At 73.9% G+C, this 20,852-nt stretch carries 16 protein-coding genes; 5 read left to right on the top strand and 11 right to left on the bottom strand.

Features of this window, described 5'->3' with window-relative positions; genetic code table 11:
- Positions 1–33 precede the first annotated feature (33 nt).
- Positions 34–729, bottom strand: a complete 696-nt coding sequence (locus AB0C12_RS35050) for a M23 family metallopeptidase (RefSeq protein ID WP_360554441.1) — start codon at positions 727–729, stop codon at positions 34–36.
- 213 nt (positions 730–942) lie between these two features.
- On the opposite strand from AB0C12_RS35050, the gene AB0C12_RS35045 reads away from it, so the two are divergent.
- Entirely contained in the window at positions 943–1,587 is a 645-nt protein-coding gene (locus tag AB0C12_RS35045; protein ID WP_360554439.1) for a class I SAM-dependent methyltransferase, read from the top strand.
- Between the two features lie 124 nt (positions 1,588–1,711).
- Here the strand turns inward: AB0C12_RS35045 and AB0C12_RS35040 are convergent, their stop codons facing one another.
- The gene (locus tag AB0C12_RS35040) at positions 1,712–2,014 is read right to left on the bottom strand and encodes a hypothetical protein (RefSeq protein WP_360554438.1); all 303 of its coding nucleotides are present in this window, start codon (positions 2,012–2,014) and stop codon (positions 1,712–1,714) included.
- 51 nt (positions 2,015–2,065) lie between these two features.
- Between AB0C12_RS35040 and AB0C12_RS35035 the strand changes: the two genes are divergently transcribed.
- Entirely contained in the window at positions 2,066–2,221 is a 156-nt protein-coding gene (locus tag AB0C12_RS35035; protein ID WP_360554436.1) for a hypothetical protein, read from the top strand.
- Here the strand turns inward: AB0C12_RS35035 and AB0C12_RS35030 are convergent.
- The 3 genes from AB0C12_RS35030 to AB0C12_RS35020 all read right to left on the bottom strand — a co-directional run bounded on the left by AB0C12_RS35030 (position 2,200) and on the right by AB0C12_RS35020 (position 8,138).
- Positions 2,200–3,666, bottom strand: a complete 1,467-nt coding sequence (locus AB0C12_RS35030; RefSeq protein ID WP_360554833.1) for an SDR family NAD(P)-dependent oxidoreductase — start codon at positions 3,664–3,666, stop codon at positions 2,200–2,202. The two genes, AB0C12_RS35035 and AB0C12_RS35030, sit on opposite strands and share 22 nt — an antisense overlap.
- A gap of 144 nt (positions 3,667–3,810) precedes the next feature.
- Complete coding sequence (locus tag AB0C12_RS35025; RefSeq protein ID WP_360554434.1) at positions 3,811–7,092, bottom strand: MMPL family transporter; 3,282 nt, start codon at positions 7,090–7,092, stop codon at positions 3,811–3,813.
- 77 nt (positions 7,093–7,169) lie between these two features.
- Positions 7,170–8,138 (bottom strand): hypothetical protein, encoded by a 969-nt coding sequence (locus AB0C12_RS35020; RefSeq protein ID WP_360554432.1) that lies wholly within the window; start codon positions 8,136–8,138, stop codon positions 7,170–7,172.
- Positions 8,139–8,483: 345 nt separating this feature from the next.
- Here AB0C12_RS35020 and AB0C12_RS35015 point away from each other — a divergent pair, with 345 nt between their 5' ends.
- On the top strand, positions 8,484–9,095 hold the full coding sequence (locus AB0C12_RS35015) for an FKBP-type peptidyl-prolyl cis-trans isomerase (protein ID WP_360554431.1): 612 nt from the start codon (positions 8,484–8,486) through the stop codon (positions 9,093–9,095).
- Positions 9,096–9,104: 9 nt separating this feature from the next.
- Here the strand turns inward: AB0C12_RS35015 and yaaA are convergent, their stop codons facing one another.
- The 3 genes from yaaA to AB0C12_RS35000 are packed head-to-tail and all read right to left on the bottom strand — an operon-like array spanning position 9,105 to position 11,952.
- On the bottom strand, positions 9,105–9,911 hold the full coding sequence (gene yaaA / locus AB0C12_RS35010; protein ID WP_360554429.1) for a peroxide stress protein YaaA: 807 nt from the start codon (positions 9,909–9,911) through the stop codon (positions 9,105–9,107).
- Between the two features lie 9 nt (positions 9,912–9,920).
- Positions 9,921–10,265, bottom strand: coding sequence for an STAS domain-containing protein (locus AB0C12_RS35005; RefSeq protein WP_360554427.1), 345 nt, complete (start codon positions 10,263–10,265; stop codon positions 9,921–9,923).
- Positions 10,266–10,308: 43 nt separating this feature from the next.
- On the bottom strand, positions 10,309–11,952 hold the full coding sequence (locus AB0C12_RS35000) for a copper resistance protein CopC (protein WP_360554426.1): 1,644 nt from the start codon (positions 11,950–11,952) through the stop codon (positions 10,309–10,311).
- A 162-nt stretch (positions 11,953–12,114) separates the two neighbouring features.
- On the opposite strand from AB0C12_RS35000, the gene pgm reads away from it, so the two are divergent.
- Positions 12,115–13,758: a phosphoglucomutase (alpha-D-glucose-1,6-bisphosphate-dependent) gene (pgm, locus tag AB0C12_RS34995; RefSeq protein ID WP_360554424.1), complete on the top strand. Its 1,644-nt coding sequence runs from the start codon at positions 12,115–12,117 to the stop codon at positions 13,756–13,758.
- A gap of 41 nt (positions 13,759–13,799) precedes the next feature.
- On the opposite strand, the gene AB0C12_RS34990 is transcribed toward pgm, so the two are convergent.
- Both AB0C12_RS34990 and AB0C12_RS34985 read right to left on the bottom strand, forming a co-directional pair.
- Positions 13,800–14,447, bottom strand: coding sequence for a response regulator transcription factor (locus AB0C12_RS34990; RefSeq protein WP_360554423.1), 648 nt, complete (start codon positions 14,445–14,447; stop codon positions 13,800–13,802).
- Complete coding sequence (locus AB0C12_RS34985; protein ID WP_360554421.1) at positions 14,447–16,855, bottom strand: sensor histidine kinase; 2,409 nt, start codon at positions 16,853–16,855, stop codon at positions 14,447–14,449. Before AB0C12_RS34985 ends, AB0C12_RS34990 begins: the two co-directional genes overlap by 1 nt.
- A 175-nt stretch (positions 16,856–17,030) precedes the next feature.
- Here AB0C12_RS34985 and AB0C12_RS34980 point away from each other — a divergent pair, with 175 nt between their 5' ends.
- The gene (locus tag AB0C12_RS34980) at positions 17,031–19,355 is read left to right on the top strand and encodes an EAL domain-containing protein (protein ID WP_360554419.1); all 2,325 of its coding nucleotides are present in this window, start codon (positions 17,031–17,033) and stop codon (positions 19,353–19,355) included.
- A gap of 36 nt (positions 19,356–19,391) precedes the next feature.
- Here the strand turns inward: AB0C12_RS34980 and gndA are convergent, their stop codons facing one another.
- A complete protein-coding gene (gene gndA, locus AB0C12_RS34975) occupies positions 19,392–20,822 on the bottom strand; it encodes an NADP-dependent phosphogluconate dehydrogenase (RefSeq protein ID WP_360554417.1) in 1,431 nt (476 codons plus the stop codon).
- Positions 20,823–20,852: the final 30 nt, after the last annotated feature.

Below are 20,852 nucleotides of genomic sequence, written 5' to 3'. Positions count from 1 at the left end.
CGCGGCAGCGCGTCACCGGGCCACCCTAGCGGCTCAGGCGGGGAAGTCCCCGGCGACCGGTTCGACGATCTCGGACTCGTGCGGGACGCCGTGGGCGACCAGGACCGGGGTGGCGCCGGGCCGCCGGTGGGCGCGATACCCTCCGAACGCCATGGGTACGCCGCGCGCGGTGAACGGATCCACGTTGTCCATCACCTGGATGTGCAGGTGCGGCTGGAGCGAGTTGCCGGAGTTGCCGCAGTCGCCGAGCGGCTCGCCGGTGCCGACCTCGTCGCCCGGCCCGACCCGGATCGAGCCGGCGCGGAGGTGGGCGAGGACCACGTACCGCCGCTGGTCCCGCAGTTGCAGGATCACGTGGTTGCCGGCGATGGCCCCCGCGCCCTGCCGGGCCCGGGCCGCCTGGGTCACGGCGTAGGCAACGCGGGTGAGCTGGGAGCGCCGGGCCTCGTGGTCGGGCTCGCCGTCGTGGACCGCGACGACCGTGCCCGCGGCGGGGGCGAGGATGGGCAGGCCGAACGCGTGGAACCGGTCCGGCGGTTCCGTGGCCAGCAGCGTGCGCCAGTCCCGTACGCCGGCCGTCCGCCGTCCCCGCACGGCGATGAAGTCCATGGCGTAGGTCGTGGCGAACAGGTGGGTGCCGTGGCTGGGCACCCGCCGGGCCGGGCTGTTGCGGGCCAGCCAGGTGCCCCGGAACGGCAGCGTGAGGGTGACCTGGTCGAGATCGGACATGCGCTTTCCCCCGGTTCGCGAATCGTTCACCGTACCGGCGGGACGCATCGACCGCGCTGCAAACGTTTGCGGCAGGGCGGCGCTGCCAGTGGGCGCAAAGCGGTCCAGAGTGGGTAGTCCGGGCCGCCCCGGGGTTCAGCTCGGCGCAAAGCTTCGCCGGGGCACCTGGAAACCCCTGCATATCGGCGGGGTCGGGCCGTTAAGGTGGCCGGCATGGACTGGGCCGCCTGGCATGCCGGCTACGACAACCCGGACTCCGTGCTGGCCGGGCGGCTCGCGGCCGTGCAGGCGGTCATCCGGGCCGCGCTCGACCAGGCGCCGCCCGGACCGCTGACCGCAATCAGCATGTGCGCCGGTCAGGGCCGCGACCTGATCGGCGCGCTGGCGACCCACCCGCGCCGGGACGACGTGCGGGCCCGGCTGGTCGAGCTCGATCCGCGCAACACGGCGGTGGCCGAGCAGAGCGCCCGGGAGGCGGGCCTGACCGGGATCACGGTCGTGCCGGGCGACGCCGGGCTGATGCGCCACTACCGGGACATGGCGCCGGTGGACCTGGTGCTGGCCTGCGGGATCTTCGGCAACCTGACGGACGCGGACGTACTGCGCACGGTCGAGGCGTGTGCCCAGCTGTGCCGCGAGGGCGGCACGGTGGTGTGGACCCGGCACCGGCGGCCGCCGGACCTGGTCCCGGTGATCGCGGACTGGTTCTCGGCGCGAGGCTTCGAGCAGGTGTTCGTGAGCGACCCGGCGGCCGGCTTCGGGGTGGGCGCGCACCGTCTCTGCCACCCACCGCGGGCGTTGCAAAGCGCCGACCGCATCTTCACCTTCGTCCCGGAGAAGCAGCCGGCCCAACCCTGACCGCCCGCCCGCGCCTGACCCGCCCGGCCGGGCCGCGCAACGGCTGGGACGTGGCGCCGCACGGTCGGGCAACTCAGCGGAAGGCGCCGCGTGGTCGTCCGCCCCCGCGGCGAACGAGCGCGGATCACGACCGAGCAGCTGCGCCACGTCCCCGCTGACCTGCTGTTCGCTCCGGGATGGCGGAGCCCAGGATCTCCAGAGTGCCCGCCACGGCCTCCGGCGGCATGACGGCGCCCATCGCGGCCGCCGTTTCCCCGCGGGTCAACTCCACGAAGGTCACCTCCTCGCCGATCGTCGCCACACCGCCCGCCACCAGCACGAACGGCGCCTCGGCGCCGGCGAGCGCGGGGCGCAGCGAGCCCGGGTCGGTCAGGTCGGCCGACGCGTGCCGGACCCCGGCCGGCAGGACCGCCGGCCGCCGCGACACCGCCGTCACCTGCTCGCTCGCCGCGACACCGCCGTCACCTGCTCGCCCGCCGTGGCCAGCCCGGCCACCAGCGGGGCGCCCATCAGCGAGCTCGGCCTGACCCGGACACCCCCGTTCGCCGCCCTGGCCGACTGCGGCTCGGGCCACCTGGCCCGCGTCGCGCAGGCCCGCGCCGACTTCGACGGTCACCAGGCGATCGGGGCGTAGTCCTTCAGGAAGCAGCCGTACAGGTCCTCGCCCTGCTCGCCGCGCACGATCGGGTCGTACACCCGGGCCGCGCCGTCGACCAGGTCCAGCGGGGCGTGGAAGCCCTCGTCGGCCAGCCGCATCTTCGTCGGGTGCGGGCGCTCGTCGGTGATCCAGCCGGTGTCCACGCTGGTCATCAGGATGCCGTCGGTGAACATGTCCTCGGCGCTGGTGCGGGTCAGCATGTTCAGCGCCGCCTTGGCCATGTTGGTGTGCGGGTGGCCCGCGCCCTTGTAGCCGCGGGCGAACACGCCCTCCATCGCGGAGACGTTCACCACGTACCGGCGGGGGAAGGGCGATGCCGTCATCGCCGCGCGCAGCCGGCTGACCAGGACGAACGGGGCCGTGACGTTGCAGAGCTGCACCTCCAGCAGCTCCAGGGCGTCGACCTCGTGCACCCGGTCGCTCCAGCTGTTGGTCGGTGCCAGGTCCGGCACCAGTCCGCCGGCGTCGATCGCGGTCAGCGCGGCGATCCGGTCGGGGCTGGCCGAGCCGCTGGTCAGCGCCAGGGCGGTCAGCGCGTGCGGGCTGAACGAGGAGCCGTCGGTCAGTGACGCCGGGTGCGCCGCCATCGCGTGGCCGCCGAGATATTCCAGCTCCGGCAGCGGACCGTCGGGCAGCGGCGCCGACTCGGCCGCGACCAGCGCCGAGTAGGAGCCGGGCGAACGCCGTACCGTCTGGGCCGCGTTGTTGATCAGAATGTCGAGCGGGCCGCGGGCCGCGACCGAGTCGGCCAGCGCGACCACCTGCCCCGGATCCCGCAGGTCGATGCCGACGACCCGCAGCCGGTGCAGCCAGTCCGCGCTGTCCGGCATCGCGGCGAAGCGCCGCACGGCGTCGTTCGGGAACCGCGTGGTGATGGTCGTGTGCGCGCCGTCCCGCAGCAGCCGCAGCGCGATGTACATGCCGATCTTGGCGCGGCCGCCGGTGAGCAGCGCCCGGCGCCCGCTCAGGTCGGTGCGGGCGTCGCGGTGGCTGTGGTTCTTCGCCGCGCAGGCCGGGCAGAGCTGATGGTAGAACGCGTCGACCTGCACGTAGCGCTGCTTGCAGATGTAGCAGCCGCGCGGCTGGCGCAGGACGCCCGCGCTGGTCGTGGTGGTCGCGGTGGCCAGCGGGATGCCGGCGGTCTCGTCGTCGATGCGGCTGGGCGCGCCGGTCGCGGTCGCGGCGGTCACCGCACGGTCGTTGGCCAGGATGGCGTCGCGGCGGTCCCGGCGGCGGCGCAGCTTCACCGTCTTGAAAAGACCGGCGGTCGCCCGGCGTACGGCCACAGCGTCGGGGTGCTCCGGGTCCAGCTCCTCGGCCTCGGCGATGACCTGCAGACAGAGCGCGAGCCGCTCGGGGTCGATGCGGGTGGTGTCTGCGGGCGCGCCGGCGTAACCGCCTGACGTGGCGGACTCGTCCATGGTCGCGGTCATGCTCATTCCCGTCCCGGTAGAACCCCGACTTCCCCGGGGCATGGTACTGACTGCGCCGGGCGCACGGCTGATCCGTACGGCCCGGCGGGCCACAATAGCCGCAGGACCGCCGAAACGGTCAGCCGGTGGTGGTCAGGAGGACGACTCCGTCCGGCCTGGGGGTAGTTCGAGGATGGCGGTGGTGTCGACGCCGGGCTCGCGGCGCTCGGCGCCGTTGTCGCCGGCCGGATCGTCGTCGCTGGTGGCTGAGGAGCGGCCGGTCGTGTGGCGGTCGGCCTGATCGCGGTCGGTCTGATGGCGGTCGGCCGCGGTGGGGTAGGCGGAGGTCGGACCGGCCGGACCTGGGCCGGCCGGAGCTGGGCCGGCCGGAGCTGGGCCGGCCGGGGCCGTGCCGGCCCGGGCCGGGCCGGTCGGGGCGGGATCGGTCGGCGTGACCCGGCCGGAGAGGTCGACGGTGACCGGCGGGTCGTCGGCGGTGTCGGCTCCGGCCCGGCGGCGTTCGGCCGCCGGTGGCCAGGCCGGCGGAGCCGGAGGGCTCGTCGGCGCCGGGAACGCGCCGCCCTCCCCGGAGGCCAGCGGTGAGCGACCGGCGGCGAATGGCGATGGGCCGGTGGGAGATGGTGATGGGCCGGCGGGGGATGGTGATGCGCCGCCGGAGGACGGCGGCCGACCGGCCGCGGCGGCGGCATCCGGATCCGGCGACGACCCGGCACGCGGAACGGAATCACTCGCCGCCGGGCGGGGCCTCCACGAGGTGTCCCCGTCGTCCCGCTCGTCCAGGGTGATTCGCGTGGACGAGGGATGCGGGGCGGACCCGGCGACCGGGTAGCCGGACGAGGCGCCGCCCGAGACGGGCGCACTGGCGGAGAACCGCCGTCCGGGTGACGCCGCCGAGTCCGATCCGGCGGCCGGCGACCCGGATGGCGCGGCCGGCGAGTCCGACCCCGCGTCCGGGACCGGAGATGCCGCCGGGGAGACCGATGCGGTTCCGGAGAAATGGTCCGCTCGGGCCGGGACGCCGGGCGAGACGGGAGCTGTCGCGGCCAGGTCGGAAGCGCTCGGGGACACCGGAGCGTCATCATCGTCGGCGAGCGGCGTTGCCGGGGACACCGACCGTGACGCCGGCTGCGGAGGCCATGCCGACGCCGTGCCGCCCGCCCCGGCCGGCGGCTCGAACCAGGACGACGCCCGCACCGGCTCCGCCACCCGGCCACCGGAAGCCGCTCGCGAACCCACTGCCTCCGGAGCCGCGTGCCGCCCCACCGACACCGTCGGGAAGAGCTCCTCGTCCTCGTACTCCTGGAGCCCGGCCCGCTGCTGCAGGCGCCGCATCGGGCCCGGTGCCCACCAGGCCGCGTCGCCCATCAGCTTCAGCACCGCCGGGACCAGCAGCATCCGGACCACGGTCGCGTCCAGGAACAGCGCCACGATCATGCCGACGCCGATGAAGCGCATCGTGGTCACCGACGACAGGGCGAACGCGCCGGTCACCACGATGAGCAGGACCGCCGCCGCGCTGATCACGCGGCCGGTGCGGGCCAGGCCGGTGGTCACCGCCTCGGCCGTGGTCGCGCCGCGGGTGCGGGCCTCGACCATGCGGGACAGCAGGAAGACCTCGTAGTCGGTGGACAGGCCGAAGACCACCGCGGCCATCAGCACCACGATGCCGACCTCGGGCGGCGCCGGCGTGACCCGCAGCAGGTCCGCGCCGTGGCCGTCCTGAAAGATCCAGACCAGGATGCCGAACGTCGCGCTCAGGCTCAGCGCGCTCAGCACCACGGCCTTGACCGGCAGCAGGATCGAGCCGAAGGCCAGGAACATCAGCACCAGCGTCGCGCCGACCAGCAGGCCGATCATCAGGGGGAGCTGGTCCGCGGTCGCGCTCAGGCTGTCGACGTTGCGCGCGGTCGTGCCGCCGACCAGGACCTCGGTGCCGGGCGGGGCCCGCAGCGAGCGGATGTCCGCGACCGCGTCGCGCGCCGCCGTGCTGAACGGGTCGGTGCCGGTCAGGGTGGCGGTGTAGAGCAGCACGTCGCCGCCGCTGCCCGTGGGCGTGACCGCGGCGACGCCCGGGACCTTCTTGACCTCGTTCGCGAACGCCGTACCGTCCGGGGCGGCCGGTGCGGCACCGCGGGTGCCGCGCAGCACCACCTGGACGCCCGCGCTGCTCAGCGCCGGGAAGTCGGTCTTGAGGGTCTCGATCGCCTGCCGGGCCGGGTCGCCCGCCGGCAGGATGCGCTCGTCGTTCTCGCCGAAGCGCACCCCGGTGATCGGGGCGGCCAGCACCAGCAGCCCGGCCAGGATCGGCAGGGCGACCAGCACCGGGTGGCGCAGCACCGCGCCGGCGAGGCGGGCCCAGCCCGTGCCGGCCGGCCGGGTCCTGCCGCGGCGCGGCAGCCGCACCGGCAGCTTGTCGACCCGTGGGCCGAGGACCGCCAGCAGGGCGGGCAGCAGCGTCAGGGACAGCAGCGCGGCCAGCGCGACCGCGGCGAGGCCGCCGTAGGCCAGGGACTTGAGGAAGCCCTGCGGGAAGAGCAGGAGCCCGGCCAGGGCGATCATCAGCAGCGTCGCGGAGAAGATCACGGTGCGTCCGGCGGTCGCGACGGTACGGGCCACAGCCTCAGCCGGCGTACGCCCGAACCCCTGCTCCTCCCGGAACCGCCCGACCATGAACAGCCCGTAGTCGATGGCCATGCCCAGCCCGAGCAGACTGGCCACGTTGACCGCGAACGAGTTGACGTCGTGCCCGTACGCGATCGCGTGCAGCACCCCCAGCGAGCCCAGCACCGCGCACCCGCCCACCAGCACCGGCAGCGACGCGGCGACCAGCGAGCCGAAGATGAACAGCAGCAGGATCAGCACGATCGGCAGCGACACGGCCTCGGCGAACGCCAGGTCCCGCGTCGACAGCGTGGACGACGCGTCACTGAGCGGCGCGCCGCCGGCGAGCTGGATGCTCGCACCCTCGACCGACAGCTTGTCGTCGATCTCCCGGTACGCCTCCAGCTTCGCGCCCTCGTCGTCGCCGGCCAGCGTCAGCACCGCCACAGCCCGCGACCGGTCGGCCGACGCGTACTGCGCGACCTTGTCCGGCCAGTACGACGCGACGGCCGTGACCGCCGACGGCGGCAGCGCCCCGAGCCGGGTCCGTACCCGCTGGCCGAGCCCCGCGTCGTCGATGGTGCCCGAGGTGGGCGTGTAGATGACGACGACGTCGCCGCCCTGCGTGCCCAGCTCCGCGCGGACCACCTCGGCGGCCCGGGTCGACTCGCTGCCGGGGTCGTTGTAACCGCCCTCGGTCAGCTGGCCGAAGACGCCCAGCCCCCACATCCCGGCCGCGGCCACCGCCACGACCGTGCCCACCAGCACCGGCCACCGGAACCGGGCCACCCATGATCCCCAGGCGGCGAACACACCGATCTCCTTAACACCCGCGTCCCGCACCCCACGGAACGCCCGGCTCCCCCCACCCCAGGGGGAGCCGGTTCACTTCAGCGCAGCGTGGCCGCTTCGAGCGCGACGCCGCCGCAGTCCTGGCTGAACGCCTCCTCGGTGACCCAGCTCAGGTTGATCCTGCCGTTCTTCGGCGCGCGGTACGTGATCACGAAGACCGCCGTGTCGAGATTGTTGCTGCGTTCCTCGAAGGTCGAGCTGGCCGCGGCCGAGCCGGTCGTCAACTTGGCCGTCAGCTTGCCGCGGCCGGCCAGCGCGCCCACGTAGAGCCGCAGGGTCCGCGCCGAGTTGCCGGCCGGGGCCGAGATGGTGAAGCCGTTGCCCTTGCCGCAGGTGCGGATGCCGGTCGGCGTGCCGTCGCTGTTGTTCACCGGCGAGCCGTCGCGCCAGCTGAAGCGCTCCGGGCTGAAGCCGTGCCGGAAGCGCGGCGCGGTGGGGGAGCCCTCGAGGATCTGGAAGTCGCCGTCGGCCCGGCGTTCCAGCGAGAACGTGCTCTGCTCACCCCAGTGCACCCAGTCGCGGCTGCCCTCGCCGGTCAGGTCGACCCGCGACGGGACGTCGTTGCGGTCGACCTTGACCGAGCCCTGGTCCGGCGGCTTCGGCTTGGTCGTCGTGGGCGCCGGCTGCGTGGTGCGGCTCTTCGACGGTGTGGGCGACGGCGTGGGCGAGGCGTCGTCGGAGGCGCTCGGCAGCGGGATCGGGAACTGGTCGGCCGGGTTCAGCGACACGTCCCCGAGCGCGGGCGGCTGCACCGGCGGGATCGCCTGCTGGTCGTCGTCGCGCATCGCCCGGCTGATGATGAAGCCGAAGGCCACCACGATCAGCACGCCCGCGAGGATGACCGCGGCGGGCATGAGGAACTCGGTCAGCCGGCGCCGCCCGTCGTCGAGCAGCAACGGTGGCACGGCCGCCCCCCGGCGGCCGGTCGTGCGGTAGCCATAGCTGGTGCGCGGGTTCGGTGCGGCCGGGTAGGGCCTGCGATGCCCCACGTCGGCCGGTCGTCCCACGGACTCAGGCTGGCGACCTGTCGTACGGTCGTCGTCCGGCAACCGACCCTCCCCGGTCGTTCGCGGGCGCGCGCCGGCTGCCGGTGGCGGCCGCGCGGGTTGTCCCTGGTGCTGTGCTGCAATAAGCCGGTGTGCCGGCGACGAGCGGTCGCCGTGGTGCTGTGGGGAGGTACACCGTCTCACCTTCCGTGAGTGACGGAGAAGAGCGAAATGAGTAACCAAGCCGTCCGGATGATCACCGGGGTCGGCGGTTCGGCGGAGGTTCGCCCCGGGTCCCGCAGGTGTGGCGAGTACGGTGTCCGGAGTCTGCCAGCATGTCCCGTCCGACAGGAGAGTCCGATACAGATGAGCGTCCAGGACAAGACCGGTACCAGTCGCCGGGGCCAGGCCCTGACCGGCGCCTTCGCGGGTGTGGCCGTGATCGCCGTACTGGTCGCGGTCTATATCGGCATCCAGGTGTCCGACGGCGACGACAAGCCGGCGACCCCGGCGGCCGCCTCCGCTCCCGCCGACCCGGCCGCCGCGGCGCCGACCGAGCCCGCTCCCGCGCCGAGCCAGCCGCCGGCCGCGGCGCAGGTCCCGCTGGACCCGGCGCTGCAGCAGCCGCCGGTGGTCAAGGCCGGCAAGGGCAAGGTCGCCGAGCTCAAGGTCACCGAGATCATCGCCGGCAAGGGCCCGAAGCTGCAGGCCGGCCAGACCATCCAGGCCAACTACGTGGGCGTGACCTACGCCGACGGCAAGGAGTTCGACTCCTCCTGGAAGACCGGGCAGCCGGCCCAGTTCCCGGTCGGCGCCGGGCAGCTCATCGAGGGCTGGGACAAGGGCCTGGTCGGCGTGGCCGTCGGCAGCCGGGTGCAGCTCGACATCCCGGCCAAGATGGCCTACGGCGACCCGGCCCCCGAGGGCCGTCCGGGCGGCGACCTGCGCTTCGTCGTCGACGTGCTGGCCGCCCAGTAACCAGCTCGGTCAGAGTTCCCGCACGATCACGTCCACCTGCCGGGGGCGGCCCGCCGCGACGGGCCGTTCCTCGGCGGTGTACTTCAGGTCCCGCAGCGCGGCCAGCAGCTCGTCCACCGACGCCGGCCGCACCCCGGCCTCGGCCAGCGAGCGCACCAGCCGGCCCTTGGTGGCCTTGTTGAAGTGGCTCACCACCGAGCGTCGCGGCTCGCCGCCGACGATCCGCTCGTGCAGCACCCGGACGGTGGCGGTGCGCCCGGCGAGCGCGCCCGAGGGCGCCCACATCGCCGCGTAGGCGCCGGACCGCAGATCCAGCACCGGGCCGTCGGCGGCCGCGCGGTCCAGCGCCGGGCCCAGCGCCTTCTTCCAGTACGCGGTGAGCCCGCCCAGCACGGGCAACGTGACCCCGACCGAGCACCGGTACGCCGGGATCCGGTCGGTCAGCCGCAGCACCCCCCACAGCCCCGAGAAGACCACCGCCCGCTCGTCGACCCAGGCCCTGGCCTCAGGCGCGAGCCCGGCCGGGTCGAGCGCCTCGTAGAGCACCCCGCTGTAGACCTGCGCGGCGGGCGCGGCCGGTGCCGTGGCCAGTCCGGCGTTGCGGGCGACCTCGGCGTGCTGGGCGGCGCTGAGGCCGAGCACCGCCAGCGAATCGGCGACGCCGCGGGCACTCGTGCGCCGGCACAGCGCGACGAGCCTGGACAGCACCCGGCGCCGGGCCGGGACGAGCCGGGGGAGCCACAGCTCCGCGGGGTCGGCGGGGGCACCGGTGGCCGGTGCGGTCTTGCCCTCGGACGGCGGCAGCAGGATGAGCACGCCGCGAGGTTACAAGTCCGGCTCGGTGGCCAGCGCGTCGGCCACGCTGGGATAGACCGCCAGCACCGGCAGCAGCCCGGCGACGTGCAGCAGGCTGCGCAGTTGCTCGCCCGGGGCGGCCAGCCGCAGCCAGCCACCGGCGGCGACGGCGCGTTCGTGCCCGTTGACGAACGAGCGCAGGCCGGTGGAGTCGCAGAACCCGATGCCGGAGACGTCGACGACCACCCGCGGCACCGGCCGGTCCAGCACCTGCTCCAGGGTGGTGCCGAGCACGGTGTCGGTGCCGCCGTCCAGGTCGCCGCGCACAGAGATGATCACCGAGTCGTCGGGGTTACCGATGACGGACACTTGCACGACTGAGCCTCCCAGGCCACGACGGAGACCCTTCTCTGCCCAGTCAGGAGGCCGGTGGAACCTGTGGCACCGTGATCGTCGTACGGACCGTCGCCTGGTCGATCTCGCTGACCCGGACGGTGAAGCTGATCTCGTACGTGCCGGGCAGTGGGAACGTCAGCGCGCCGACCGCGTCGTTGCGGGGCGTGAGCGGCAGCATCGGCTCGGACACCGGTTCCAGATCCTGGCCCTGCAGGCGGGTCGTGACGGTCCACTCGGGGGCCGGCAGCGGCTTGCCCTCCGGCGTGTAGGTGAAGCCGTGCACGGTGTTGTTCTCGCCCAGCTCCACCGGGTAGACGTAGTACTGCAGCGTGAACAGCTCCGAGGTGAGGGTCTGCGAGACCCCCTTCTCCGTGCTCGCGGCCCGCTCACCGGTGGCGCTGCGGCCGGGCGTCACCTGCACCAGTACGGCGCTGAGCCCCAGCACCAGCACGGTCGCGGCCACCTCGGCCCCGACCGTACGCCGCAACGTGGCCACCCCACCGGCGCGCACCTGGGCCCGCCGTACCATGCGCCGCGCGAAGGCCGCCGCGGCCAGCACCCCGGCCAGGATCGCGATCTTGCCGAGCAGGAGGCGGCCGTACCCGGTGCCCCACAGCGCGCCGACGGACCCGACCTGGACCACCGCCTGCACCGTGCCCGCGCCGACCAGCCACACCACGGCCAGCGCCGCCCAGCGCGACCAGGCCGGCAGGATCACGCCCAGCACCCGGGGATGGGCCCCGCGCAGCAGGAACACCGTGAGGGTGATCAGCCCACCCAGCCAGACCGCCATCGCGGCCAGATGCACCACGTCGGCGGTCACGATCGCCGCGGCCAGCGGCGAGTCGGCGGCGTGCCCGGTCAGCGGCCAGGTGGTCAGCCCGGCGGCGGCCAGCGCGAGCAGCGCCCCGCTGTGCCACCGCTTACCGGTGCCGTGCAGAACCGGCGGCAGCAGCGCGGTGGCCACGGCGAGCACGGCCAGGCGGGCCAGCAGGACGACGCCGAACGGGCTGGCCAGCACGTCGGCGAGCTCGGTGACCGAGACGTCCCACAGCGGGGCGCCGCTGCTGTTCGGTGCCTGCGTCCAGAGCGCGCCCAGGGTCGACGCCGCGGTGCCGATCACCCCGGCCCGGACCAGCAGGATCGGCCCGCGACGGGACAGGCGGCGGGGCCACAGCAGGGCCAGCAGCAGGGCGGGGCCGATGATGAGGGTCAGTCCGGCGTACCCGATGAACTTTCCCGCGGGGACCGCGACCGCGACCGACGGGTGCACGCTGCCGGGATCGCTCTCCGGCGGGCGCGCCGAGGGCGCGCCCACCGAGAAGGTCATGGCGCCGCCGACCGGGTGGCTGTCGCTGGAGACGATCCGATAGCTGACCAGGTACGTGCCCAGCGGCTGGTCCGCGCGCCGCACCTGGATCCGCAGCGTCGAACCGATCGCGGCGACCGCGCCGGTGATCCGCTTGCCGTCCGGCGCGAGCACCTGGGTGCGGTCCGGCACCGGGGTGATGCCCTCGGTGAAGGTCAGAGTGATCTCGCCGGGTGCCGTCGCCACCACACTGCCGGGCTCCGGCGTCGCCGTCGTCAACGCGGCGTGCGCGCTCGCCGGCGCCGCCGGAAGCAGCACCGCACCCAGTCCGATCATGGCCACGATGAGCACGCGCACGATCCGCGGCCCCCCAGCCGCTGCAGCCCCAGTCACGACAGGTAGTTCGGATCATCGGGGGGAAAGGTTCAATCCGCGCACGGCGGCTTACCGATCCGCCCGGCCGGGTACCACCCGGCGATACGATCCCGGGCAGGTCCACGCCCTCAAGGAGGCTCCTCGATGTCCGTGCATCCCCGCGCCGGCACCCCCGCCGAATCCCGCGACCGAATCGACGTGCCCCGGGTGGTCCTGAGCTACTACACCGACCACCCGGATCCCGGGATCGCGGAGCAGCGCGTCGCCTTCGGCACCTCCGGGCACCGCGGTTCCAGCCTGAAGACGGCGTTCAACGAGGACCACATCGTGGCCACCAGCCAGGCCATCGTCGAGTACCGCCGCGAGCAGGGCACCGACGGCCCGCTCTACCTGGGCCGCGACACGCACGCGCTGAGCGAACCGGCGATGATCTCGGCCCTGGAGGTCTTCGCGGCCAACGACGTGCGCGTGCTGATCGACAGCCGCGACGGCTACACCCCGACGCCGGCGCTGTCGCACGCGATCCTGACCTACAACAAGGGCCGCACCTCCGGGCTGGCCGACGGCGTGGTCGTCACCCCCTCGCACAACCCGCCGGACGACGGCGGCTTCAAGTACAACCCGCCGCACGGCGGGCCGGCCGACACCGACGCCACCAAGTGGATCCAGGACCGGGCGAACGCGCTGATCGCCGCCGGCCTCAAGGATGTGCGCCGGGTGCCGGCGGCCCGGGCCCGCGCCTCGGAGCTGGTCGGCGGCTACGACTACCTGGCCACGTACGTCGACGATCTCGGCTCGGTCATCGACATGGAGGCGATCCGCTCGGCCGGCATCCGGATCGGCGCGGACCCGCTGGGCGGCGCCAGCGTCGCCTACTGGGGCGAGATCGGCTCCCGGTACGGACTGGACCTGACCGTGGTGAACCCGGACGTCGACCCGACCTTCGGCTTCATGACGCTGGACTGGGACGGCAAGATCCGGATGGACTGCTCGTCGCCGTACGCGATGGCCTCGCTGATCGCCGGCAAGGACAAGTTCCAGCTGGCCACGGGCAACGACGCGGACGCCGACCGGCACGGCATCGTCACCCCCGACGGCGGCCTGATGAACCCCAACCACTACCTGGCCGTGGCGATCTCGTACCTGTTCAAGGTCCGCACGGACTGGCCGGCCGCGGCGGCGATCGGCAAGACCCTGGTGTCCTCGTCGATGATCGACCGGGTGGCGGCGGACCTGGGCCGCAAGCTGGACGAGGTGCCGGTCGGCTTCAAATGGTTCGTGCCGGGCCTGCTGGACGGCTCGGTCGGCTTCGGCGGTGAGGAGAGCGCGGGAGCGTCGTTCCTGCGCCGCGACGGCAGCCCGTGGAGCACGGACAAGGACGGCATCCTGCTGGACCTGCTGGCCTCGGAGATCGTGGCGACGACCGGCCGCACCCCGAGCGAGCACTACCGCGACCTGACGGCGAAGTTCGGCGACCCGGCGTACGCCCGCATCGACGCCCCGGCGACCCGCGACGAGAAGGCGATCCTGGGCAAGCTGTCGCCGTCGCAGGTGACGGCCAAGGAGCTCGACGGCGAACCGATCACGGCGGTGCTGACGTCGGCGCCGGGCAACAACGCGCCGATCGGCGGCCTCAAGGTGACGACGGAGTCCGGCTGGTTCGCGGCCCGGCCGTCGGGCACGGAGGACGTCTACAAGATCTACGCGGAGTCGTTCCGGGGGCCGGACCACCTGGCGCGCATCCAGGAGGAGGCGCGGGCGGTGGTCTCGGCCGCCCTCAAGGGCTGAGCCCCGGACATCCGGCCCGGACCGCTCGCGGTCCGGGCCGCTCAGGGGTTGGGGCGGACCAGGCCGAGGTCGTAGGCGGCGATCGTCGCCTGCACCCGGTCGCGGACGCCGAGCTTGGCCAGCAGCGCGTTGACGTGCACCTTCACCGTGCCGGTGGTGATGCCCAGGGCGGTGCCGATCTCGGCGTTGGACATGCCGGTGGCGATGCTGACCAGGACCTCACGCTCGCGCGGAGTGAGGCCCTCCAGCCGCCGCCCGGGCTCGGCCGGTCCGGACAACCCACCGCTGGCGAACGCGTCGATCAACCGCCGCGTGACAGCGGGACTGAGCATCGCCTCGCCGTCGGCGACGACCCGGATGGCGGCGAGCAGATCGGCGGGCAGCACATCCTTGAGCACGAACCCGGCGGCGCCCGCCTTCAGGGCCTCGAAGACATACCGGTCCTGGTGGAACGTCGTGAGGACCAGCACCTTGGTCTCCGGCGCGGCGGCGGTGAGCAGCGCGGTGGCCGTCAGCCCGTCCATACCGGGCATCCGGATGTCCATGAGCACCACGTCGGGCCGCAAGCGGGCGGCCAGGTCGAGCGCGGCCTGCCCGTCGGCGGCCTCACCGACGACGTCGAGCCCTTCCTCGGCATCGACGATGGCGGCGATCCCGGCGCGCACCATGAGCTGGTCGTCAACGACCATCACCCGGACGGCGATGACGCCACCTCCTTGTCGTCCCCGGCCGGCGTACCCGGCCCGTCGTCGGCAGGAATGGTCCCAGCCGGCGGTGTCGGGCTCGAAACCGGGCGGCTCTCGCCCGGATGGGCGGCCGCCGGGAGGAGGATCTCCGGGAGGCCGTCGCCCGCAGTGGCCATGCTGCCGCCCACCGCGGCCAGCCGGGCCCGCAACCCGGCCGCGATCTCCCCGCCCTCGTCCGCCGGCATCGGCCGCACGCTGATCCGCAGCAAGTCCCCGCTCAGATCCACCGACACACTCACCGGCCCGGTGTCCCCGGCCAGCAGCAGCTCCACCACCCGGAACGCCGACAGGTCCACGTCCGCCGGCAGCACCCGCCCGGCACCGCGGATTTCCAGGCCGACTTCCCGCCCGTTCGCCCGCCATCGGTCGGCCAGGCCGGGCAGGGCCGCCGTCGTCGGCTGGGGATCGCGCTCGCCGGCGTCGCGGGCCGGGTCCGGTTCGGCGCGCAGGCCGTTGAGGAGGCCGCGCATCGCCTCCAGGGCGGCCCGGGCCGAGGTCAGCACCTGGTCGAGGTCGCCCGCGTCGGCCGCCGTCGCCACCCGGGCCGTGTCGCGCAGGACCGCCGCCTGCAGGCCCGCGGCCACCCGGGCGCGTTCGAGGCCGGCTTCCCAGATCGCCTGGGCCGTCGAGGACGCGACCGCGTCGTGCTCCCGGGTCTCCAGCTCGGCGCGGCGTCGGCGCACCAGGAAACCGGTCAGCCAGGAGCCGGTCATCGGCACCGCGAGCGGGCATCCGACGACCACCGACATGAAGATCACCCATACGGCGAACGGGACGTCCTCCTCCGGTGGCGCGTCCAGCGCCAGCGTGAACCCGGCGGCCAGCACCGCCGCGGTGAGCGCGGCCGGGATCGCCATGGCGGTCAGGTTGTTGCGGGGGGCGTAGCGGGCCACCGCGTACACCGCGACGGCTTCCGCACCCAGGCCGGCCAGCATGAACCAGCCCAGCGCCGGTGCGACCAGGCCCGCCGCCATCAGCGCCGGCAGCAGCCAGGAGGTGAGCGCCACCGCGGCGAGCACGGCCCAGGGGCGGGTCCGGCGCCAGATCACCGGTACGGCGTGGGCCGACGCGACCAGGATCAGCAGCGGCACCGGCGCACCGGCCGTATCGGGGTCGTCGTCGGAGATCAGCAGTGCTCCCACCGGCACGAACAGCGCCAGCAGGAACACGACCACGTCGATGACGTGCTCGGCCCCGGGCAGCTGCCGGCGGCCAGGGGCCGGGGCCGGAGCGCTGGTCACGGGCAGCACCGCGCGGACGCGCCAGCCGCCGCCGGGGCGGGGGCCCGCGGTCAGGGTGCCGCCCAGTGCCGTGGCGCGTTCCCGCATGCCGGTGATGCCCCGTCCGGAGCCCATGCCGGTGACGCCGTCGGTGTGGGCGCCGTCGTCGTCGACGGTGAGCTCCAGGCCGCCGGTCACGGGGGCGAGCCGGATGTCGACGCCGCCGGCCGGGGCGTACCGCAGGGTGTTGGTCAGGGCCTCGCGGGTGATGCCGCAGACCGCCTCGGTCGTCGCGGGCGGCAGGTCGTCCGGGGCGGCCCGCACGGTGACCCGCTGGCCGAGCAGCCGGAAGCCCTCGGCCAGCTCCCGCAGGCGGGCGGCGACCGGGCCGGGCCGTTCGTCGGGCAGTTGCAGCAGCGCGACCAGCCGGTGCAGCGCCGCCAGGGTGTCGCGCCCGGTCCGGGCGGCGAACTCGCGGGCCTCGGCGACCAGGTCGGGACGGGTGCCGCCGAGGCGCTGGGCGGCCGAGGCGATGACCACGATCGAGGTGAGGTGGTGGGCGGTCACGTCGTGCAGCTCGCGGGCCAGGCGGTGGCGTTCGGTGTCGGCGGCCCGGGCCCGCCGGTCCTCCGCCTCGGCGAGCCGGCCCGCGGCCTTCGCGCGCTCGGCGTGCCAGCGGTGCCGGGCCCGGCCGAACGCGACGACGGTCGAGTAGAGCACCAGGATGCTCACCAGCTCGAGGGCGTACTCGTCGTTCAGGCCCGTGGTGGTGGCGATCAGCGCGGCCTGCCAGAGCATCACCGCCGCCGCGATGCCCAGCGTCAGCCGCAGCGGTCGCAGCACGGCGATGCTGTACAGCGTGATCAGGTCGGCGAGCGAGACGACCAGCAGCGCGTCCGCCGGCACGCCGTACGTCCCCACCGTCAGCGCCGCGGCCACGACGCCGAGGGCGGCCGGCGGGGCCGACCGCCGCCACAGCAGCGCCACCGTGGCGACCAGGGTGGCCGCGACGCCGGTGGCCCCGGCGGGCGCGGAGAGCCGGTCGTCCGAGGCCAGCGGGATACCCGGCCAGACCGCCAGCTGGGTGACGGCGAGGACCAGCGGCAGCAACCAGACCGGAATGCGCTCCATGACGCACCGACCCTAAGGGGGCCCGGCCACGCCCCGCATCGGTCCCGGGTGCCACCGGCGTCTATATCCTCCGGTGGAGACGGCCCGGCCCGCGGCGGGAACGCTCAGCTTCGGCTCCCCATCGCCGACTGGTACTGCGCCAGGAGTGACAGAGACCAGGGAGCCGAGCGCAGCGATGAGTCCAGCCGACAAGCGGGTAGGCCGCCGGCGCGCGGTCCGGCCCGCCCGTCCGGGTGTGCTGCCGCTGGCCCTGGCGTTGCTGGCGGTGGCCTGGGTGCTGGGGTGGCTGGTGACGCACCGCGGGGGCACTGTGATGCCCGGGTACGCCGGGGGACCGGTGGCCATGGTGGCCGCGTTCCTGGCCTGCCGGCGGATCGGCTCGATGATCGTGGTGCCGCGGCCGATCCGGGGCTTCTGGCGGCTCTTCTCGCACGCGGCGATCTGCCTGGGGATCGGCTCGGTCGGTGCGTTCGCGTTCGCCAACAACGATCCCGGGCTGTCGCCGTACATGGCCGTGCCGACGATGCTCGGCGTCGTCATGGTGGTGCTGGCCTTCGTACGGCTGCCGGTGGAACACCGGTCGGTGCTGCGCTGGGCCCAGCTCATGCTCGACGGCGCGACCGTCGCGGTGGCCGGTGCGCTGATCTACTGGTACGTCGTCCTCGACCTCGCCACCGCGGCGACCTCGACGCTGACCCAGAACGGCGCCGCCGTCACCGGGGTCGGTTCGCTGATCGCCCTGGTCGTGATCGGCCGCGCGGCGATGAGCCCGGCCAGCGCCGTCGACTCCGTGTCGCTGCGCATCCTGACTGTCGCGCCGCTGGTCGCCGTGGCCACCACGGTGCTGCTCATCGCCGGCGGGGACACCGGACGTCTGATCATCTCGGTGCTGGGCGTGCCGCTCGTCGGTGCGGCGATGGCGCTGGCCGCGTACCGTCAGGAACTTGTCCTGCGCCGCCCCGCGGCGTCGCCCGCCGCCCCGTCGGCGCGCAGCATCTACAACGCGCTCCCGCTGGTCGCGGTCATCGCGACCGCCGCCCTGGTGATCACCGTCTCCGCCCGCCAGCTCGGCTGGCACCAGCGCGTCGTGATCATCGGCGCCGTGCTCATCGCCGCGTTCGTGGTGGCCCGGCAGCTGCTCGGGCTGCGGGCCAACGCCCGGATGCTGGCCGGCATCCGCCGGCAGCAGGCCGAGCTCGAGCACCTGGCGATGCACGACCCGCTGACCGGACTGGCCAACCGCGCCCGCTTCGGCGCCGTCCTCGCCGAGCGCCTCGACGCGCACCGCAGTGCCAGCGTGCTGCTGGTCGACATCGACGACTTCAAGATGGTCAACGACACCATGGGGCACGCCATCGGTGACCAGCTGCTCTTCGAGGTGGCCCAGCGGCTGCGCCACCACAGCGCGGTCAGCCACCTGCCGGCCCGCCTGGGCGGGGACGAGTTCGCGGTGCTGATCGACGTGGACGAGCCGGCCGTGGCCGAGGAGGCCGCCGCGCGGATCCTGGCCGCGCTCGCGGTGCCGTTCCGGGTCGGCGAGCACCAGCTGCTGGCCCACGCCAGCATCGGCGTCGCCCTGGCCGGGCCGGGGGACAACGCCGACGAGGTGCTGCGCAACGCCGACATCGCCATGTACGCGGCCAAGGCCTCCGGCAAGGCGTCCTGGGCCCGCTTCGAACCGCGGATGCACAGCGAGGTCGTCAACCACGCCCGCCTCGGCAGCGAGCTGCACAACGCGATCATCCGGCACGAGCTGGAGCTGGCCTACCAGCCGGTGTTCGACCTGGTCACCGGCCTGATGTCCGGTGCCGAGGCGCTGGTGCGCTGGCGGCACCCGGTACGCGGGCTGGTCTCGCCGGCCGACTTCATCCCGGTCGCCGAGCGATCCGGACTGATCGTGCCGCTGGGCGCCTGGGTGCTGCGCGAGGCCTGCGAGCAGCTGGCCAAGTGGCACGCCGAGTACGGCGCCGCCGCCATCCGCTCGATCAACGTCAACGTGGCGGCCCGGCAGCTGCGCGAGTCCGGCTTCGTGGACGAGGTCGCGGCCGTGCTCAGCGACACCGGGCTGATCCCGGCCAACCTGGTGCTGGAGGTCACCGAGTCCTCGGTGCTCGACGGCCGGCAGGTCCGCGAGACGCTGCAGGCCCTGCACGAGCTGGGGGTGCGGCTGGCGCTGGACGACTTCGGCACCGGCCAGTCGAGCCTGAGCCTGCTGCGCGCGTTCCCGGTGGACGTGCTGAAGCTGGACAAGTCGTTCGTGGACGGCATCTGCGACGGCGAGGACCGCGGCCGGCTGGCGGTGGCCGCGGCGGTCGCCCAGCTCGCCGAATACCTGGACCTGTACGCGGTCGCGGAGGGCATCGAGACGGCGGCGCAGGCCGAGCGGCTGCGGGAGATGGGCTACCGGCTGGGCCAGGGCTACTTCATGGCCAGGCCGCTGCCGCCGGTCGAGATGGCCGAGCTGATGATCCGTACGGTCCTGCCGGTCACCGCGGCGTGACGGGCCGGCCCGCGCGAACGGGCCGGCCCGGCGCTGTTACGCGGAGACCTCGTTGCGCTCGGCGCCCCACATGGTGTGGAAGGCGCCGTCCTTGTCGACGCGGCGGTACGTGTGCGCGCCGAAGAAGTCCCGCTGCCCCTGGATCAGGGCCGCCGGCAGGCGCTTGGCCCGCAGGCCGTCGTAGTAGGCCAGCGCCGACGCGAAGCCGGGCGCCGGGATGCCCTGCTGGGCCGCCGTGGCCGCCACCCGCCGCCAGGCCTCCTGGGCGCCGCTGACGGCGTCCAGGAAGTATTCGTCGACCAGCAGCGACGGCAGGTCCGGGGACTTGTCGTAGGCGTGCTTGATGAAGTCGAGGAACTTGGCCCGGATGATGCAGCCGGCCCGCCAGATCTTGGCCATCTGACCGGGGTCGATGTCCCAGCCGTACTCCGCGCTGGCCGCCTGGATCTGCTGGAAGCCCTGCGCGTACGCGACGATCTTCGAGGCGAACAGCGCCTGCTCGACGTCGGCCTGCAGGTCGGCGCCGCCCGCACCCGCGGTGGCCGTGGGGCCGGGCAGGTGTGCCGCCGCCGCGCGGACCTTCGGGTCGCCGGACAGGGCCCGGGCGAAGACCGACTCGGCGATGCCGGACACCGGCACGCCCAGGTCCAGGGCCGCCTGTACGGTCCAGCGGCCGGTGCCCTTCTGCTCGGCCTCGTCCACCACGATGTCGACGAACGGCTGACCCGTCTCGGCGTCGACCTGCTTGAGCACCTCGGCGGTGATCTCGATCAGGTACGAGCCCAGCCGGCCCTCGTTCCAGCCCTTGAAGATCTCCGCGATCTCCGCCGGCGAGTGCCCGCCGACCGAGCGGAGCAGGTCGTACGCCTCGGCGATGAGCTGCATGTCGGCGTACTCGATGCCGTTGTGCACCATCTTGACGAAGTGCCCGGCGCCGTCGGGACCGACGTGCACGCAGCACGGCTCGCCGTCGACCTTGGCCGAGATGTCCTCGAGCAGCGGGCCGAGCGACTCGTAGGACTCCTTGGAGCCGCCGGGCATGATGCTCGGGCCGTGCAGGGCGCCCTCCTCGCCACCGGACACACCGGTGCCGACGAAGTGCAGTCCTCGCTCCCTCAGCGCGGCCTCGCGCCGCCGGGTGTCGGCGAAGTGCGCGTTGCCCGCGTCGATGAGCATGTCGCCCTCTTCGAGCAGCGGGGCGAACTCGTCGATGACCGCGTCGGTGGCCTTGCCGGCCTTGACCATGATCACCACGCGGCGCGGGCGCTCCAGGCTCGCGACGAAGTCCTCGGCGCTCTCCGAGGGGATGAACGTGCCCTCGTGGCCGTACGACTCCACGAGTTCCTTGGTGCGCCCGTAGCTGCGGTTGTGCAGCGCGACCGTGTGGCCGTGGCGGGCGAAGTTACGGGCCAGGTTGCGACCCATCACCGCCAGCCCGGTTACGCCGATTTGGGCCTTTTCCGTCATGAACGTCCTTCCTCCACGCGAGCGCCGGAC

The sequence above is a fragment of the Actinoplanes sp. NPDC048967 genome (assembly GCF_040649415.1).
Taxonomy (GTDB): Bacteria; Actinomycetota; Actinomycetes; order Mycobacteriales; family Micromonosporaceae; genus Actinoplanes.
This window is presented reverse-complemented; position numbering and strand designations above follow the sequence as displayed.

What these genes read in the sequence shown, in the direction of transcription:
- AB0C12_RS34985 (WP_360554421.1), bottom strand. Translation starts at nt 16,855, where the DNA reads ATGGAGCGCATTCCGGTCTGGTTGCTGCCGCTGGTCCTCGCCGTCACC.
- AB0C12_RS34990 (WP_360554423.1), bottom strand. Translation starts at nt 14,447, where the DNA reads ATGGTCGTTGACGACCAGCTCATGGTGCGCGCCGGGATCGCCGCCATC.
- AB0C12_RS34980 (WP_360554419.1), top strand. Translation starts at nt 17,031, where the DNA reads ATGAGTCCAGCCGACAAGCGGGTAGGCCGCCGGCGCGCGGTCCGGCCC.
- AB0C12_RS35030 (WP_360554833.1), bottom strand. Translation starts at nt 3,666, where the DNA reads ATGGACGAGTCCGCCACGTCAGGCGGTTACGCCGGCGCGCCCGCAGAC.
- AB0C12_RS35045 (WP_360554439.1), top strand. Translation starts at nt 943, where the DNA reads ATGGACTGGGCCGCCTGGCATGCCGGCTACGACAACCCGGACTCCGTG.
- pgm (WP_360554424.1), top strand. Translation starts at nt 12,115, where the DNA reads ATGTCCGTGCATCCCCGCGCCGGCACCCCCGCCGAATCCCGCGACCGA.
- AB0C12_RS35050 (WP_360554441.1), bottom strand. Translation starts at nt 729, where the DNA reads ATGTCCGATCTCGACCAGGTCACCCTCACGCTGCCGTTCCGGGGCACC.
- AB0C12_RS35015 (WP_360554431.1), top strand. Translation starts at nt 8,484, where the DNA reads ATGAGCGTCCAGGACAAGACCGGTACCAGTCGCCGGGGCCAGGCCCTG.
- gndA (WP_360554417.1), bottom strand. Translation starts at nt 20,822, where the DNA reads ATGACGGAAAAGGCCCAAATCGGCGTAACCGGGCTGGCGGTGATGGGT.